We start from the raw sequence: 14,030 nt of genomic DNA on the forward strand, positions 1-14,030 counted from the left end.
CGAACGTCTTATCCGACCCGGTTCTGTGCTTAAACCTGCTTCGTCGCAGCGATAATCGCCTCGCTTAACGCATTCAACCCCTGGCTGCGTGAGGCGCTAAGCTGCCCACGCAATCCCAGCTCATCAAACAATGCCAGCGGCGACTGTGCCTGCAATTCGGCGGCGGTTTTCCCCTCAACGGCAGTCAACAGCACCGCCAGCAGGCCGCGCACTATACGTCCTTCGCTGTCGCCAAAGAAGTGCATTTTACCGTTTTCAGCCACGGTATATCCCAGCCAGACGCGGTTTTCGCATCCGGCAATCTCTTTAGCCTGCGCTTTTAACTCGTCTGGCAAAGCCGGAAGCTGTTTCCCCAGCATGATCAACTGGCGATATTTATCTTCCCATTGCGTCAACGGTGCGAAGGTATTGCGTAACGTTTCTGCGGTTACGGTTGTGCCGAACGGATGTCCGGCGAATTGCGGGTTCGTCATTAATCCACCAATAATTCCAGCGCGCGGTCAACGGCATTCACCAGCGCATCCACATCACTCTTTGTATTATATGGCGCAAAAGAGGCGCGCAGTGTGCCGGTTACGCCTAATTCTGCCAGTAGCGGCTGAGCGCAATGTTGCCCGGCCCGCAAGGCAATACCGTACTCCGCCAGCAGCGTCACCATATCGCTGTGATGAACGCCAGCAAAATCAAAGGCCAGCAGGCTGGAATCCTGGCAGCGGAATGAACGGAAGCCTGGACGTTTCGCCAGCGCATCTTCCGCCAGTGTTGCTAAGCTACGGCTCCAGTTTTCGGCCTGGTTGATATCGTAATCTGCCAGCCATTCCAGCGCCGCGCTTAATCCTATGACACCAGCCACATTTGGCGTTCCTGCTTCCAGTTTCCACGGCGCAGATTGAGTCGTGAAGCCGTCAAAACTCACTTCGTGAACCATTTTGCCGCCGCCCAGCCAGGGCGACATCGCTTCCAGCAGTTCTGATTTGCCATACAGCACGCCGATACCTGTCGGGCCATACAGTTTGTGACCTGAAAAAGCATAGAAATCAATATTCAGTTGCTGAACATCCGCGGGGAAATGCACCGCCCCCTGAGCACCATCAACCATCACCACCATCCCGGCTGAATGAGCAAAGGTAATCGCTCGCGCCAGATCCGGGCAACCGCCAGTCACGTTCGACATCTGACCCAACGCCAGAATCCGACTACGGGGAGTAATCAGTTCTGGCAACAAATCGACATCCGGCAGTCGCTGCGCATTAAGCGGCAATTTCACCACTTTGGCTCCAGTTTGTTGGGCGACCATCAGCCAGGGGACGAGGTTGGCGTGGTGTTCTGCCACGCTGACAATAATCTCATCGCCCAGTTGCAGACGCGGACGCGCATAGCATTGTGCAACCATGTTGATGGATTCAGTGGTGCCGCGCGTCCAGACGATAGTTTTATCATCCGGTGCATTCAGTAATTGCGCCACTTTCTCTCGTGCAGCTTCATAACGCGCGGTCAGGCGTTGGGCTTCGGCAAACTGGCTGCGATGGACGTTTCCGGCGCTCAGGCTGTAAAACTGTCGGGTGGCTTCAACCACGGCTTCAGGTTTAAGCGCGGTCGCGGCGCTGTCGAGATAGACGCCCGCATCCTGTAGAGCGGGAAACTGGGCGCGAAACTGCGCGGGATTAAAAACGTTCATGGTACTCCTCGGCTTGATGCACCGATCGTGACGCAAAATTCACTTTGATACAAGGAGAGTGCTAACCATCAGAATTATCTGGATATCCTGGCGAAGCCGCGTAAGTAACATATGCTGAATAGTGTTAGGCGTTAATTTTAGCCTGTTAATCAATACTATTAAGATTTATTAATCGCTTTAAGGAGAAGATGATGAAAAAGACTGCCGCAATTATTTCTGCCTGTATGCTGACTTTTGCCCTGAGCGCCTGTTCCGGTTCGAACTATGTGATGCACACCAATGACGGACGTACCATCGTCTCTGACGGCAAACCACAGACTGATAACGATACCGGTATGATTTCGTATAAAGACGCTAATGGCAACAAACAGCAGATCAACCGTACTGACGTGAAAGAGATGGTCGAACTGGATCAGTAATTCGCGATCGCAAGGTAAAAAAAAGCACCGCAATTAGGCGGTGCTACATTAATCACTATGGACAGACAGGGTAAATGTACAGGAAGTGAAAAAAGGTAGCTTTGCTACCATGGTCTGAATCGCAGACCAATTGCAAACACAACAACACAACATCACAACCGTAAGCCAAAAGTTCACCAGAACACGCATTCCGATAAAACTTTTCGTTCCGGCTCAGGAAGTGCCGCCACTATAGGTATTTGCTGGTAGAAGCTCAACGGACAATTTATAATGGCTCAGATTAAAAAAACTAATAGGTTACACAGTGTGATCTAATTGTTAAATTCATTTAACATCAAAGTTTAAAAGCCATGTCTAAACGATTACCACCGCTAAATGCCTTACGAGTTTTTGATGCCGCAGCACGCCATTTAAGTTTCACTCGCGCAGCAGAAGAGCTTTTTGTGACCCAGGCCGCAGTAAGTCATCAAATCAAGTCTCTTGAGGATTTTTTGGGGCTAAAACTGTTCCGCCGCCGTAATCGTTCACTCCTGCTGACCGAGGAAGGGCAAAGCTATTTCCTCGATATCAAAGAGATATTTTCGCAATTAACCGAAGCGACGCGTAAACTCCAGGCCCGTAGCGCCAAGGGGGCGTTGACGGTCAGTTTACTCCCCAGTTTCGCCATTCATTGGTTGGTTCCGCGACTTTCCAGCTTTAATTCAGCTTATCCGGGAATTGACGTTCGAATCCAGGCGGTTGATCGTCAGGAAGATAAGCTGGCGGATGATGTTGATGTGGCGATATTTTATGGTCGGGGCAACTGGCCGGGGCTACGGGTGGAAAAACTGTACGCCGAATATTTATTGCCGGTGTGTTCGCCGCTACTGCTGACAGGCGAAAAACCCTTGAAGACCCCGGAAGATCTGGCTAAACATACGTTATTACATGATGCGTCACGCCGTGACTGGCAGACATATACCCGACAGTTGGGGTTAAATCATATCAACGTTCAGCAAGGGCCAATTTTTAGCCATAGCGCCATGGTGCTGCAAGCGGCTATCCACGGGCAGGGAGTGGCGCTGGCAAATAACGTGATGGCGCAATCTGAAATCGAGGCCGGACGTCTTGTTTGCCCGTTTAATGATGTTCTGGTCAGTAAAAACGCTTTTTATCTGGTTTGTCATGACAGCCAGGCAGAACTGGGTAAAATAGCCGCCTTTCGCCAATGGATCCTGGCGAAAGCCGCTGCTGAACAAGAAAAATTCCGCTTTCGTTATGAACAATAATTTACGTAGGGTACGACCATGACCAGCCGTTTTATGCTGATTTTCGCCGCCATTAGCGGCTTCATTTTTGTGGCTCTGGGCGCTTTTGGCGCGCATGTGTTAAGTAAAACCATGGGGGCCGTTGAGATGGGCTGGATCCAGACCGGCCTCGAATACCAGGCGTTTCATACGCTGGCGATCTTAGGTCTGGCGGTGGCAATGCAGCGTCGCATCAGTATCTGGTTTTACTGGAGTAGCGTTTTCCTCGCGTTAGGCACGGTGTTGTTCAGCGGCAGCCTTTATTGCTTGGCGCTGTCCCATCTGCGTTTGTGGGCGTTTGTCACTCCGGTTGGCGGCGTGAGCTTCCTCGCGGGCTGGGCGTTAATGTTAGTTGGTGCTATCCGTTTAAAGCGCAAGGGCGTAAGTCATGAATAAGGTTGTATTGCTGTGCCGTCCGGGCTTTGAAAAAGAGTGCGCCGCAGAAATTACCGATAAAGCCGGCCAGCGGGAAATTTTCGGTTTTGCCCGCGTGAAAGAGAATGCGGGTTATGTCATTTATGAATGTTATCAACCTGATGATGGCGATAAGTTAATCCGTGAGCTGCCGTTCAGTTCATTAATTTTTGCCCGCCAGTGGTTTGTGGTGGGGGAACTCCTGCAGCATTTGCCGCCAGAAGATCGTATTACCCCCATTGTCGGCATGTTACAGGGCGTAGTAGAGAAGGGCGGTGAACTGCGTGTTGAAGTTGCCGATACCAACGAAAGCAAAGAGTTGCTGAAATTCTGCCGTAAATTTACTGTTCCGCTACGCGCTGCCTTGCGCGATGCCGGGGTGCTGGCGAACTATGAAACGCCGAAGCGTCCGGTTGTGCATGTATTCTTTATTGCACCAGGCTGCTGCTATACCGGTTACTCATACAGCAACAATAATTCGCCGTTCTATATGGGCATTCCGCGCCTGAAATTTCCGGCAGAGGCGCCGAGTCGTTCCACGCTCAAACTGGAAGAGGCATTTCATGTGTTTATTCCTGCGGATGAGTGGGATGAACGCCTGGCGAACGGGATGTGGGCGGTGGATTTAGGCGCTTGCCCTGGCGGCTGGACCTACCAACTGGTGAAGCGCAACATGTGGGTTTATTCCGTCGACAACGGCCCGATGGCGCAAAGTCTGATGGATACCGGGCAGGTGACGTGGCTGCGGGAAGACGGTTTCAAATTCCGTCCGACACGCAGCAATATCTCCTGGATGGTATGCGATATGGTTGAAAAACCGGCTAAAGTTGCGGCATTGATGGCGCAGTGGCTGGTTAATGGCTGGTGCCGTGAAACCATTTTCAATCTCAAACTGCCGATGAAAAAACGCTACGAAGAAGTATCACACAATCTGGCGTATATTCAGGCACAGCTTGATGAACATGGCATAAATGCTCAGATTCAGGCGCGGCAGTTGTATCACGATCGCGAAGAAGTGACGGTGCACGTCCGCCGCATCTGGGCTGCGGTGGGTGGTCGTCGCGACGAGCGATAACAGGCAAGGCCGGGGCGTCGTCTCCGGTCTGCTACCCTTTCCGTCAGGCTGTTACCAAAGAAGTTGCAACCTGGCGCTCATCAGAAATAATGTGCGTGACCTCATCCAGATGCCCGATGCGGGCTTCCCCTGAACGATTAAATTTACTTTTATCAATCAATAACAACGATTGCGCGGCACGTTTTAATAGCATCGATTTGTAATCAGCGTTGATCGCATTGGAGTCCCACAGTGCGCCGCTGCTATCGATCCCTTCACAAGAAAAAATAAACAGATCGATTTCCAGCGATTTAAGTTGGGAAATCAGCGAGGGATTGACGTAACAGCCATATTTGCGCTCAAGTGTGCCGCCGGAACTGATCAGTTGAATGCGTTCGCGTTTACCGAGTTCATGGCAAATCGGATGGCTATTGGTGAAGACCTGAATGTTGATGTCAGGCAACTGGCGTGCCAGATACCAGCAAGTTGAACTGGCGTCTAAGGCTATCACCATCCCTTCTTCAATCCACGCGAGCGCCTCGCGCGCGATATCTGCTTTATGCGCATAATGGCTTTTCAGCCTGATGTGAAAGGGATCGCCACTGTCTTGATTTTGACGGTGGATATATTTAGCGCGTCCATGATTGCGCAGAATTTTACCCTGCGTCTGTAATTCATTGAGATCGCGACGAATGGTTTCTTTACTGACCTTTAGCTGTTCAGAGAGAGCTTCCGTGGTCAGGCTGGTATGGTTCAGCAGCAGGTCGACTATCGCTTGCTGGCGTGCCGCTTTCATATTTTTCACCCCATCATTCGATAACCGCCCGCGTCATGCGGGCGTACCGGTATGAGATTACGGTGTTACCCCTTTTTTTAAAAGAATATTCCCGTACTTCGCTCGTTCGCCTGTGATAACGATCGCAAAGGCTTTTTGCGCCCGTTCATAAAACGCAAAACGATTGATGCGGATGATGTCAGGACACGGGGCTTGTAGTGAAAGCGCATTACGGTAACGTCGTTCTACTTCAGGATCGAGAGTGTCACCTTCTACCGCCGCCATCATCACCAGCGGCGGTGCATAACTGTCCAGTTCAAATAACGGGATAATCGCCTGGAGCAAGTCGCTCACCAACAGGCCATCAGCGCGGATCACCTGCGGTCCCATCGAATGGGCGGGAAAGTGAGCATCGGAAAAAATAATTTCATCTCCATGTCCCATCTCTGCCAGCACTTTCAATAGTTCGGGAGAAATTAACGGCGAAATTGTTTTCAGCATTTCACACTTCCTCTATAAATTCAGGTTCAGTTTGCGGGTAGAAATAACGGTACTGATAATGAATCTGCGCGCGGGCTTCTTCCGGGCTGTTAAATTCCCCTACGCCATACCAACCGAACAGCGCAGCTCCTGCGACGGTCGTTTCGGCGTCGTCGAGAACTTTTACCGGAATATCAAGCATATTGGCTTTAATCTGATTCCACAATGTGTTGCGACTTCCTCCACCGACTAACAATAATTCAGAGGCCTTAAAGTGCCCGATTTTTTCCAGCATCTGTAGATTGCGCTGTAATTGCGCAGTTAACCCTTCCAGCGCCGCGCGATAGAAATGCCCCCGCGTAGTATTAAGCGTCACTCCTTGCCAGCCAGCGTTCTGACACGACAATAAATCACACTGCATTTTCACGCCATCCGCGCCAGGCGCGATCAGACGAGCTTCTTCAATCAACATTTGCCAGGGTGTTTCAGCCGTCCAGAACAGTTTTCTCACCCATTCCAGTACGCCGGATGCCAGCCATTGCATACCTGGGTTATACAATCCTGCTTGGCTATCCAGTTCGCAGGTGGAACCGGCGTACTGACTTAACAGCGAAGTATCAACCTGGGCGCTACGGACCATTAAAATTTCCCATGTACCGGAGGAGAGCACTGGTTCATTTTGTTCGGCACCAGCGCCAAAAAGGGCGAACTGGGTATCGTGACCTGCGGAAATCACCGGTATGCCAACGGGTAAGCCGAGCATTGCTGCGGCGCTGTTCTGTAGCGTACCAATCTGTTCACCCGCTTCCACCAGACGAGGGAAGAGTCGGCGTGGAATACCGGTGGCTTGTAAAATTTGCGGACTGAAATCGCGTTGCTGGATATCCAGCATCTGGCTGGTTCCGGCCATCGTGATATCAGTAGTGAATTCACCGGTTAAACGGTGGTTAATCAGCGACGAAATAAAGAGCCAGGCGTGCGCGCGCTCCAGCAGTTGTGGATGATTTTCTTTCAACCACACCAACTTATATAACGTATTGAAACTAAAGGCTCCGACGCCAGAAATAGCCTGCAACTGCTGTGCGGAGATCAACCGTTCAATATTGTCCATTACCGCTGCTGTTCGCGGACATTTCCAGCTAATGATCGGATAGAGCACATTGCCTTGCTTATCTACCAGAGCGCCATCCACACCAAAGGTGGTGACGGCGATACCGCGGATGTGGCATTCAGTCAGTTCACTATTGATTTGCCGACAGCAATCAGCAAAGCGTTGCAAAATGGCGTCTAAAGACCACTGGTGCCAGGTGTTGTTTTCCATCGCGATATCGCTGGCATTAGGCGTTGAGGCGCGGGCAACAATTTTTCCCTGCCGATTAACCGCGATGGCCCTGACATTGGTCGCGCCACAGTCGAGTACCAGGATAACTTCTTGTTTCATAATCGCTCCTGCAATATAGCCGGATAACATTGCTTATCCGGCTAACCACTCTTGCTTGTTCAGGCCCGGTAGCCGGAGCGACCGGGCATCACATCAGGGAGTAATGTATTAACGCTTGTACAACGGGCCGTAGTTCTGGCAAGCGCGGTAATCCTGGCCTTCAATATCCATGCCGTGCGCAGCCCAGGCAGAAGGACGATACACTTTGGTCTCTTCAACGTTGTGCATACATACCGGGATACGCAGCATGGAGGCGAGAGTGATAAAGTCTGCGCCAACGTGGCCGATGGTCAGAACCCCATGGTTAGCGCCCCAGTTCGCCATTACCGAGTACACATCCGTAAACGGCCCTTTACCGGTGAGGCGCGGTGCAAACCAGGTGGTTGGCCAGGTTGAGTTGGTGCGTTTGTTGAGGATGTCATGCACATCCTTCGGCAATTCCACGCTCCAGCCTTCCGCGATTTGCAGTACCGGTCCCAGGCCTTTGATGATGTTGACACGGGTCATGGTGAACGGGACGCCGCCTTCGGTAAGGAAGCGGGAAGAGTAACCGCCGCCACGGAAGTATTCGTGGATCGCCGGGCACCATTCGGTAGCGGCGAGGCAAGCGTCAGCCTCTTGCTGAGAGATTTCCCAGTGCGGCTTCATCGTCGGGTTACCTTCGCTGTCGCGTTGTTTACAGGAACCGTCCAGCGCAGCAGAACCGGAGTTGATCAAATGGATGATGCCGTGTTCTGCCAGTCCATCGAGTTTATGCCCCGTTACACGCTCAATTGCTTCTGGTGACCAGTAGGTACGCACATCGGCAAATACCTGAGCGGTGCCGGTGAGCTGGTGACCCATTAGCATTGCCACACCGTTAAGACTGTCGTTTTCGGTCGCCACGACAAAGGGTTCGCGCACGCCATTCCAGTCAAATGAACTGTTAAGGATCGCTTCGGCGGTGTCACCATTGGGATATTGATCGGTCCAGTGACGTTGCCCCTGGAAGCCCGCAGCGATGGCGTTGTAGCCAAGTGATTCTTCCACGCGACCAATATCGGCCAGTTTGCTGTTGCCTTGCATCATGTCGCGGATACACATCGCCATCAGTAAACTTTCGCGCAGAACTGCGCGGCTTTGCTCGGCATTGCGTTGATACTGTTTGTTATTTTCATCTTCGCCATAGCGGAAGTTTTTATCAGCCCAGGTCAGTGCCATTTCCAGTTCGGCTTCGTCGTAAATCTTCTGATCGATACGGCGACGCAGTTCGGTCATATCCACCGCCTGGACTTTCATTCCCAGCCAGGATTCAAAGAAGTTGTGATCAACAATAGAACCGGCGATACCCATCGAAACGCCGCCCAGCGACAGATAGCTTTTACCTTTCATGCTGGCGACGGCCAAACCGGCGCGGGCAAAGCGCAGCAGTTTTTCTTCAACATCGGCAGGAATCGATGTGTCATCGGCATCCTGAACGTCATGACCGTAAATGGAGAATGCCGGGATGCCTTTCTGGCTGTGAGCTGCCAGAGCCGCTGCCAGGTAAACAGCGCCGGGACGTTCAGTGCCGTTAAAGCCCCAAATGGCTTTCGGGCGGGTTGGATCCATGTCGATGGTTTCACTGCCATAGCACCAGCAAGGCGTTACCGTAATGGTGAGGCCTACATTCTGACTGCTGAATTTTTCTTCGCAAGCAGCGGCTTCAGCCATACCCGCGATACAGGTATCGGAAATGACACACTCGACGGCAGCTCCGCAGGCATGGCGCAGTTTCTCGGTCAGCAGTGCGGCCGTAGCTTTCGCCATATTCATTGTTTGTTCTTCAAGCGACTCACGAACACCCATGCGACGACCGTCAATAACCGGGCGGATACCAATTTTCGGTAAGCTGATTTTTTTCATTACAGATTCCTCACTTTATTCGGAAAATATGTTCAGTTAGTTGCCGTTTGAGAGCGGAAACGGGCAAAGATAAAGATGACCGCGAAGCAGAGTGCGGGGATCAGTTCAGCAGTGGGGATGTTGCCCGCCGCGTCACTGACAAAACCCATGACCGGAGTGACAATACCGCCGCCAATGATGGTCATAACGATGAAGGACGAACCGTATTTGGTGTCCTGGCCGAGATTCTTAATGCCCAGTGAGAAGATTGTTGGGTACTGAATCGACATAAAGGCGCTGCATAAAGTCAGGGCTATTAAGCCCACATGACCGCCAGCGAAGGCTGAGATCAGGCACAGTGCCATAGCGATTAATGCGTAGGCGGCCAGGACTTTGTGTGGTGCGAAGCGACTGATGAGCCAGGTACCGGTGAAACGACCAATAAAGAAGCACACCATGGTTCCGGTTAAATAGTTAGCGGCAAAGCCTGCAGTCATACCTGGAATTTCTTCTACAGCGTAGCGAATCAAATAGCTCCAGCAGGCCGTTTGTGCGCCAACGTAGCAGAATTGCGCTAATACCGCCCAGCGCCAGTGACGAATACGCGCCAGACGAGAAAGCGATGCGGAGAACGATCCTTGTTTGGCGTCACTGTGATTATCACTCTGCAATGCCGGGAATTTCGTCAGCATGATCAGCAGGGCGACCAGTAACACGATAGCCACGATGATCATATAAGGTGTCTGTACCGATAATACCAGGCTGTGTTTATACGCACTCAATTGCTCTGGAGACATTTTATCGAGAACGTCTTGCGATTGATGTGGCACGTTAGACAAAATAAGACTTTGCCCAAAGACAACCGCGATAATTGCGCCAAACGAGTTAAATGTTTGCGCAAGATTTAAGCGGAAGTGACCACTGCTTTCCGGCCCTAATACCGTAACAAAAGGGTTTGCGGCAGTTTCCAGACAACCTAATCCGGCTGCAATAATAAATAGGCCAACTAAAAATAAGGTGTAGTTCATTATTTCTGCAGCGGGCCAGAATAATGCAGCGCCCAAGGCATATAAAAATAATCCGGTAATAATCCCTGCTTTATAACTGAGTTTTTTCATCAATATCCCAGCAGGGATTGGGATAATGAAATAACCAAAGTAAAAGGCCGATTGGATCAGGCCAGCCTGGAAATTTGTCAGCGTAAAAGCCTGCTGGAATTGAGGTAATAAAATGTCGTTAAGGTTATTGGCTACCGCCCAAAGAAAAAACAGTGAGCACAGCAGCGCGAATGGAATAATGTAACTTCTGCTTTGCCCTGCATCTTTATCTACCGCACGGTAACTCTGCGTTTGTATTGATGTGTTTCCCATAGCATCCTCTTAGGTTCAGAAGCTTAAGCACGTAATCGGTTATGTTTTCAAAAGTGCAAAACCAGCGAGTTCGGGCTTCATATCAGTGAATATTTGCCTGTCTGAAATGAACTCATGGATTCATTTTCAAATAAAAAACGCTCTGTAATATGACGGCGGTCACACTTATTAGCTGGAAGGTGACTTTATGTGACTACCATCACTTTAATAATCGAAATTTCATGCCCGTTTCAGAAAATAAATCATAAAAAACACAAACCAGATGACCGTATTAATTGTTTATGCCGAAAACGGGCATTCCTGGCTTGAGTGAATAGAAAAATGACCGTTTTGATAAATATTTTTAAGAGCGGTCATTTTTAATGGGGTTATAAAAAGAGAACTTGCAGTTATTTACTGTGATTAGTTGAACCAGGTCACAAAATATAAGCTTGTGAATTTCTTTCTGGTTAATCAGGAAGAAGATGGTGGGTAATTAAACGGCTAATTCAATAGTGTGAAAGGAACAACATTATTGCCCTGTTTTGAATCAGAGAGAGGTAGCTAATGGAACGAAATAAACTTGCTCGTCAGATTATTGACACTTGCCTGGAAATGACCCGCCTGGGACTGAACCAGGGGACAGCGGGGAACGTCAGTGTACGTTATCAGGATGGGATGCTGATTACGCCTACAGGCATTCCATATGAAAAACTGACGGAGTCGCATATTGTCTTTATTGATGGCAACGGTAAACATGAGGAAGGATAGCTCCACTCAAGCGAATGGCGTTTCCATATGGCGGCCTATCAAAGCAGACCGGATGCCAACGCGGTTGTTCACAATCATGCCGTTCATTGCACGGCAGTTTCCATTCTTAACCGATCGATCCCCGCTATTCACTACATGATTGCGGCGGCTGGCGGTAATTCTATTCCTTGCGCGCCTTATGCGACCTTTGGAACACGTGAACTTTCTGAACATGTTGCGCAGGCTCTCAAAAATCGTAAGGCAACTTTGTTACAACATCATGGGCTTATCGCTTGTGAGGTGAATCTGGAAAAAGCGTTATGGCTGGCGCATGAAGTTGAAGTGCTGGCGCAACTTTACCTGACGACCCTGGCGATTACGGACCCGGTGCCAGTGCTGAGCGATGAAGAGATTGCCGTAGTGCTGGAGAAATTCAAAACCTATGGGTTACGAATTGAAGAGTAATTTCGTAAAGCAACAAGGAGAAGGATGATGGCTAACAGAATGATTCTGAACGAAACGGCATGGTTTGGTCGGGGTGCTGTTGGGGCTTTAACCGATGAGGTGAAACGCCGTGGTTATCAGAAGGCGCTGATCGTCACCGATAAAACGCTGGTGCAATGCGGCGTGGTGGCGAAAGTGACCGATAAGATGGATGCTGCAGGGCTGGCATGGGCGATTTACGACGGCGTAGTGCCCAACCCAACAATTACTGTCGTCAAAGAAGGGCTCGGTGTATTCCAGAATAGCGGCGCGGATTACCTGATCGCTATTGGTGGTGGTTCTCCACAGGATACTTGTAAAGCGATTGGCATTATCAGCAACAACCCGGAGTTTGCCGATGTGCGTAGCCTGGAAGGACTTTCCCCGACCAATAAACCCAGTGTACCGATTCTGGCAATCCCCACCACAGCAGGCACTGCGGCAGAAGTGACCATTAACTACGTGATCACTGACGAAGAAAAACGGCGCAAGTTTGTTTGCGTTGATCCGCATGATATCCCGCAGGTGGCGTTTATTGACGCTGACATGATGGATGGTATGCCTCCAGCGCTGAAAGCTGCGACGGGTGTCGATGCGCTCATTCATGCTATTGAGGGGTATATTACCCGTGGCGCGTGGGCGCTAACCGATGCACTGCACATTAAAGCGATTGAAATCATTGCTGGGGCGCTGCGAGGATCGGTTGCTGGTGATAAGGATGCCGGAGAAGAAATGGCGCTCGGGCAGTATGTTGCGGGTATGGGCTTCTCGAATGTTGGGTTAGGGTTGGTGCATGGTATGGCGCATCCACTGGGCGCGTTTTATAACACTCCACACGGTGTTGCAAACGCCATCCTGCTACCGCATGTCATGCGCTATAACGCTGACTTTACCGGTGAGAAGTACCGCGATATCGCGCGCGTTATGGGCGTGAAAGTGGAAGGTATGAGCCTGGAAGAGGCGCGTAATGCCGCTGTTGAAGCGGTGTTTGCTCTCAACCGTGATGTCGGTATTCCGCCACATTTGCGTGATGTTGGGGTACGCAAGGAAGACATTCCGGCACTGGCGCAGGCGGCACTGGATGATGTTTGTACCGGTGGCAACCCGCGTGAAGCAACGCTTGAGGATATTGTAGAGCTTTACCATACCGCCTGGTAAATGCGCTGATGTGATAATGCCGGATACGACGTTTGCGGCGTATCCGGCTCGCCGTTACCGTACCAACCGCAATTGCTGTAAATTGCCGTCGATATGCAAATCGGTTTGTAAGCGGGCAATATCGCGGCACAGAAACGCCATCTCTTTATGGGTTTCTAATTTTTTGCGCCACTTTTCGGCAACCGCATCCAGATTCTCATATATCCCTTCCAGACTCTGAAACTCGACCAGCAGCTGCGTGGCGCTTTTTGGTCCGATTCCCGCAACACCCGGTACCTTTGAACTGCTGATCCCCGCAAGTCCCCAGTAATCGGGCAACTGCTGCGGTTGAACGCCAAATTATTTATCGATAAATGGCGCATCCAGCCAACGTTTCTGGAAGTAATCACGATTACGTAATGTCGGTGAAAGTAACTGACAGTAGCCTTTATCTGTCGAAACAATCGTTGCCTGATGCCCGGCCTGTGTCACTTTGACCGCCAGCGTGGCGGCTAAGTCATCGGCTTCGTTGCCGCTGGTTGACCAGCACGGGACGCCGCGTTGCTCAAAGGCGGCGCGTAATGCAGGCATCTCGTCGTGCAACTCTTCCGGCATTGGCGGTCGACCCGCTTTGTAATCTGGTAAACGCTGATGACGCCAGCCGCTACTGCGGTTTTCATCATCAAAAACGGCGACCGCGTGGGTTGGCTGGCTGTGCATAATGAGCTGATCGAGCGCATGCTGGCAGGTTTCGACACAGGGCGATCCCTGAACGGCATGAATGCGACGAATAAGATTCAGTGCATCGACAATAAGCAAATGAACAGCCACGATAACCCCCTTAAAGATCAGGCGATAAGGGTAACATTCGATGCCGGAACAGGCTACGGCTGGATGAGAA

At 50.8% G+C, this 14,030-nt stretch carries 12 protein-coding genes and 2 pseudogenes; 6 read left to right on the forward strand and 8 right to left on the reverse strand.

Annotation, left to right across the window (positions count from 1 at the left end; genetic code table 11):
- Nucleotides 1-29 precede the first annotated feature (29 nt).
- Together csdE and csdA are read right to left on the reverse strand one after the other, a co-directional pair.
- Nucleotides 30-473: a cysteine desulfurase sulfur acceptor subunit CsdE gene (gene csdE, locus QZF50_RS04025; protein ID WP_000184265.1), complete on the reverse strand. Its 444-nt coding sequence runs from the start codon at nucleotides 471-473 to the stop codon at nucleotides 30-32.
- Entirely contained in the window at nucleotides 473-1,678 is a 1,206-nt protein-coding gene (gene csdA / locus QZF50_RS04030) for a cysteine desulfurase CsdA (RefSeq protein WP_001299897.1), read from the reverse strand. The genes csdE and csdA overlap by 1 nt, the downstream gene beginning before the upstream one ends.
- Before the next feature lie 191 nt (nucleotides 1,679-1,869).
- Between csdA and QZF50_RS04035 the strand changes: the two genes are divergently transcribed.
- From QZF50_RS04035 to rlmM, 4 genes are all read left to right on the forward strand, one after another.
- A complete protein-coding gene (locus QZF50_RS04035) occupies nucleotides 1,870-2,097 on the forward strand; it encodes a YgdI/YgdR family lipoprotein (protein ID WP_000750398.1) in 228 nt (75 codons plus the stop codon).
- Nucleotides 2,098-2,447: 350 nt separating this feature from the next.
- Nucleotides 2,448-3,365 (forward strand): glycine cleavage system transcriptional regulator GcvA, encoded by a 918-nt coding sequence (gene gcvA / locus QZF50_RS04040; protein ID WP_000044401.1) that lies wholly within the window; start codon nucleotides 2,448-2,450, stop codon nucleotides 3,363-3,365.
- Between the two features lie 18 nt (nucleotides 3,366-3,383).
- Nucleotides 3,384-3,779 (forward strand): DUF423 domain-containing protein, encoded by a 396-nt coding sequence (locus QZF50_RS04045; RefSeq protein ID WP_000203905.1) that lies wholly within the window; start codon nucleotides 3,384-3,386, stop codon nucleotides 3,777-3,779.
- Entirely contained in the window at nucleotides 3,772-4,872 is a 1,101-nt protein-coding gene (gene rlmM / locus QZF50_RS04050) for a 23S rRNA (cytidine(2498)-2'-O)-methyltransferase RlmM (RefSeq protein ID WP_001045525.1), read from the forward strand. The genes QZF50_RS04045 and rlmM overlap by 8 nt, the downstream gene beginning before the upstream one ends.
- Nucleotides 4,873-4,915: 43 nt before the next feature.
- Here the strand turns inward: rlmM and fucR are convergent, their stop codons facing one another.
- From fucR to fucP, 5 genes are all read right to left on the reverse strand, one after another.
- Complete coding sequence (gene fucR, locus QZF50_RS04055; protein WP_000642344.1) at nucleotides 4,916-5,647, reverse strand: L-fucose operon activator; 732 nt, start codon at nucleotides 5,645-5,647, stop codon at nucleotides 4,916-4,918.
- A gap of 57 nt (nucleotides 5,648-5,704) precedes the next feature.
- The gene (fucU, locus tag QZF50_RS04060; RefSeq protein ID WP_000920840.1) at nucleotides 5,705-6,127 is read right to left on the reverse strand and encodes an L-fucose mutarotase; all 423 of its coding nucleotides are present in this window, start codon (nucleotides 6,125-6,127) and stop codon (nucleotides 5,705-5,707) included.
- 1 nt (nucleotide 6,128) lies between these two features.
- Nucleotides 6,129-7,547 carry an L-fuculokinase gene (gene fucK / locus QZF50_RS04065; RefSeq protein ID WP_001472124.1) on the reverse strand — a complete coding sequence of 473 codons (1,419 nt, stop codon included), beginning with the start codon at nucleotides 7,545-7,547 and terminating at the stop codon, nucleotides 6,129-6,131.
- 108 nt (nucleotides 7,548-7,655) lie between these two features.
- Complete coding sequence (fucI, locus tag QZF50_RS04070; RefSeq protein WP_000724173.1) at nucleotides 7,656-9,431, reverse strand: L-fucose isomerase; 1,776 nt, start codon at nucleotides 9,429-9,431, stop codon at nucleotides 7,656-7,658.
- 32 nt (nucleotides 9,432-9,463) lie between these two features.
- Nucleotides 9,464-10,780 (reverse strand): L-fucose:H+ symporter permease, encoded by a 1,317-nt coding sequence (gene fucP, locus QZF50_RS04075; RefSeq protein ID WP_000528603.1) that lies wholly within the window; start codon nucleotides 10,778-10,780, stop codon nucleotides 9,464-9,466.
- Nucleotides 10,781-11,326: 546 nt separating this feature from the next.
- Between fucP and fucA the strand changes: the two are divergent.
- Both fucA and fucO read left to right on the forward strand, forming a co-directional pair.
- Nucleotides 11,327-11,974 (forward strand): annotated as a pseudogene (gene fucA, locus QZF50_RS04080) (L-fuculose-phosphate aldolase).
- Between the two features lie 27 nt (nucleotides 11,975-12,001).
- Nucleotides 12,002-13,150, forward strand: coding sequence for a lactaldehyde reductase (gene fucO, locus QZF50_RS04085; protein ID WP_001472122.1), 1,149 nt, complete (start codon nucleotides 12,002-12,004; stop codon nucleotides 13,148-13,150).
- Nucleotides 13,151-13,204: 54 nt separating this feature from the next.
- Here the strand turns inward: fucO and xni are convergent.
- Nucleotides 13,205-13,960: pseudogene (gene xni, locus QZF50_RS04090) on the reverse strand (flap endonuclease Xni).
- Nucleotides 13,961-14,030 lie beyond the last annotated feature (70 nt).

Origin of the sequence: uncultured Escherichia sp. (genome assembly GCF_948475835.1) — a bacterium.
GTDB lineage: Bacteria > Pseudomonadota > Gammaproteobacteria > Enterobacterales > Enterobacteriaceae > ECMA0423.

Bases quoted from the DNA above. Each gene is read 5' to 3' on its own strand.
- csdE (WP_000184265.1), bottom strand. From the start codon at position 473: ATGACGAACCCGCAATTCGCCGGACATCCGTTCGGCACAACCGTAACC.
- csdA (WP_001299897.1), bottom strand. From the start codon at position 1,678: ATGAACGTTTTTAATCCCGCGCAGTTTCGCGCCCAGTTTCCCGCTCTA.
- QZF50_RS04035 (WP_000750398.1), top strand. From the start codon at position 1,870: ATGAAAAAGACTGCCGCAATTATTTCTGCCTGTATGCTGACTTTTGCC.
- gcvA (WP_000044401.1), top strand. From the start codon at position 2,448: ATGTCTAAACGATTACCACCGCTAAATGCCTTACGAGTTTTTGATGCC.
- QZF50_RS04045 (WP_000203905.1), top strand. From the start codon at position 3,384: ATGACCAGCCGTTTTATGCTGATTTTCGCCGCCATTAGCGGCTTCATT.
- rlmM (WP_001045525.1), top strand. From the start codon at position 3,772: ATGAATAAGGTTGTATTGCTGTGCCGTCCGGGCTTTGAAAAAGAGTGC.
- fucR (WP_000642344.1), bottom strand. From the start codon at position 5,647: ATGAAAGCGGCACGCCAGCAAGCGATAGTCGACCTGCTGCTGAACCAT.
- fucU (WP_000920840.1), bottom strand. From the start codon at position 6,127: ATGCTGAAAACAATTTCGCCGTTAATTTCTCCCGAACTATTGAAAGTG.
- fucK (WP_001472124.1), bottom strand. From the start codon at position 7,547: ATGAAACAAGAAGTTATCCTGGTACTCGACTGTGGCGCGACCAATGTC.
- fucI (WP_000724173.1), bottom strand. From the start codon at position 9,431: ATGAAAAAAATCAGCTTACCGAAAATTGGTATCCGCCCGGTTATTGAC.
- fucP (WP_000528603.1), bottom strand. From the start codon at position 10,780: ATGGGAAACACATCAATACAAACGCAGAGTTACCGTGCGGTAGATAAA.
- fucO (WP_001472122.1), top strand. From the start codon at position 12,002: ATGGCTAACAGAATGATTCTGAACGAAACGGCATGGTTTGGTCGGGGT.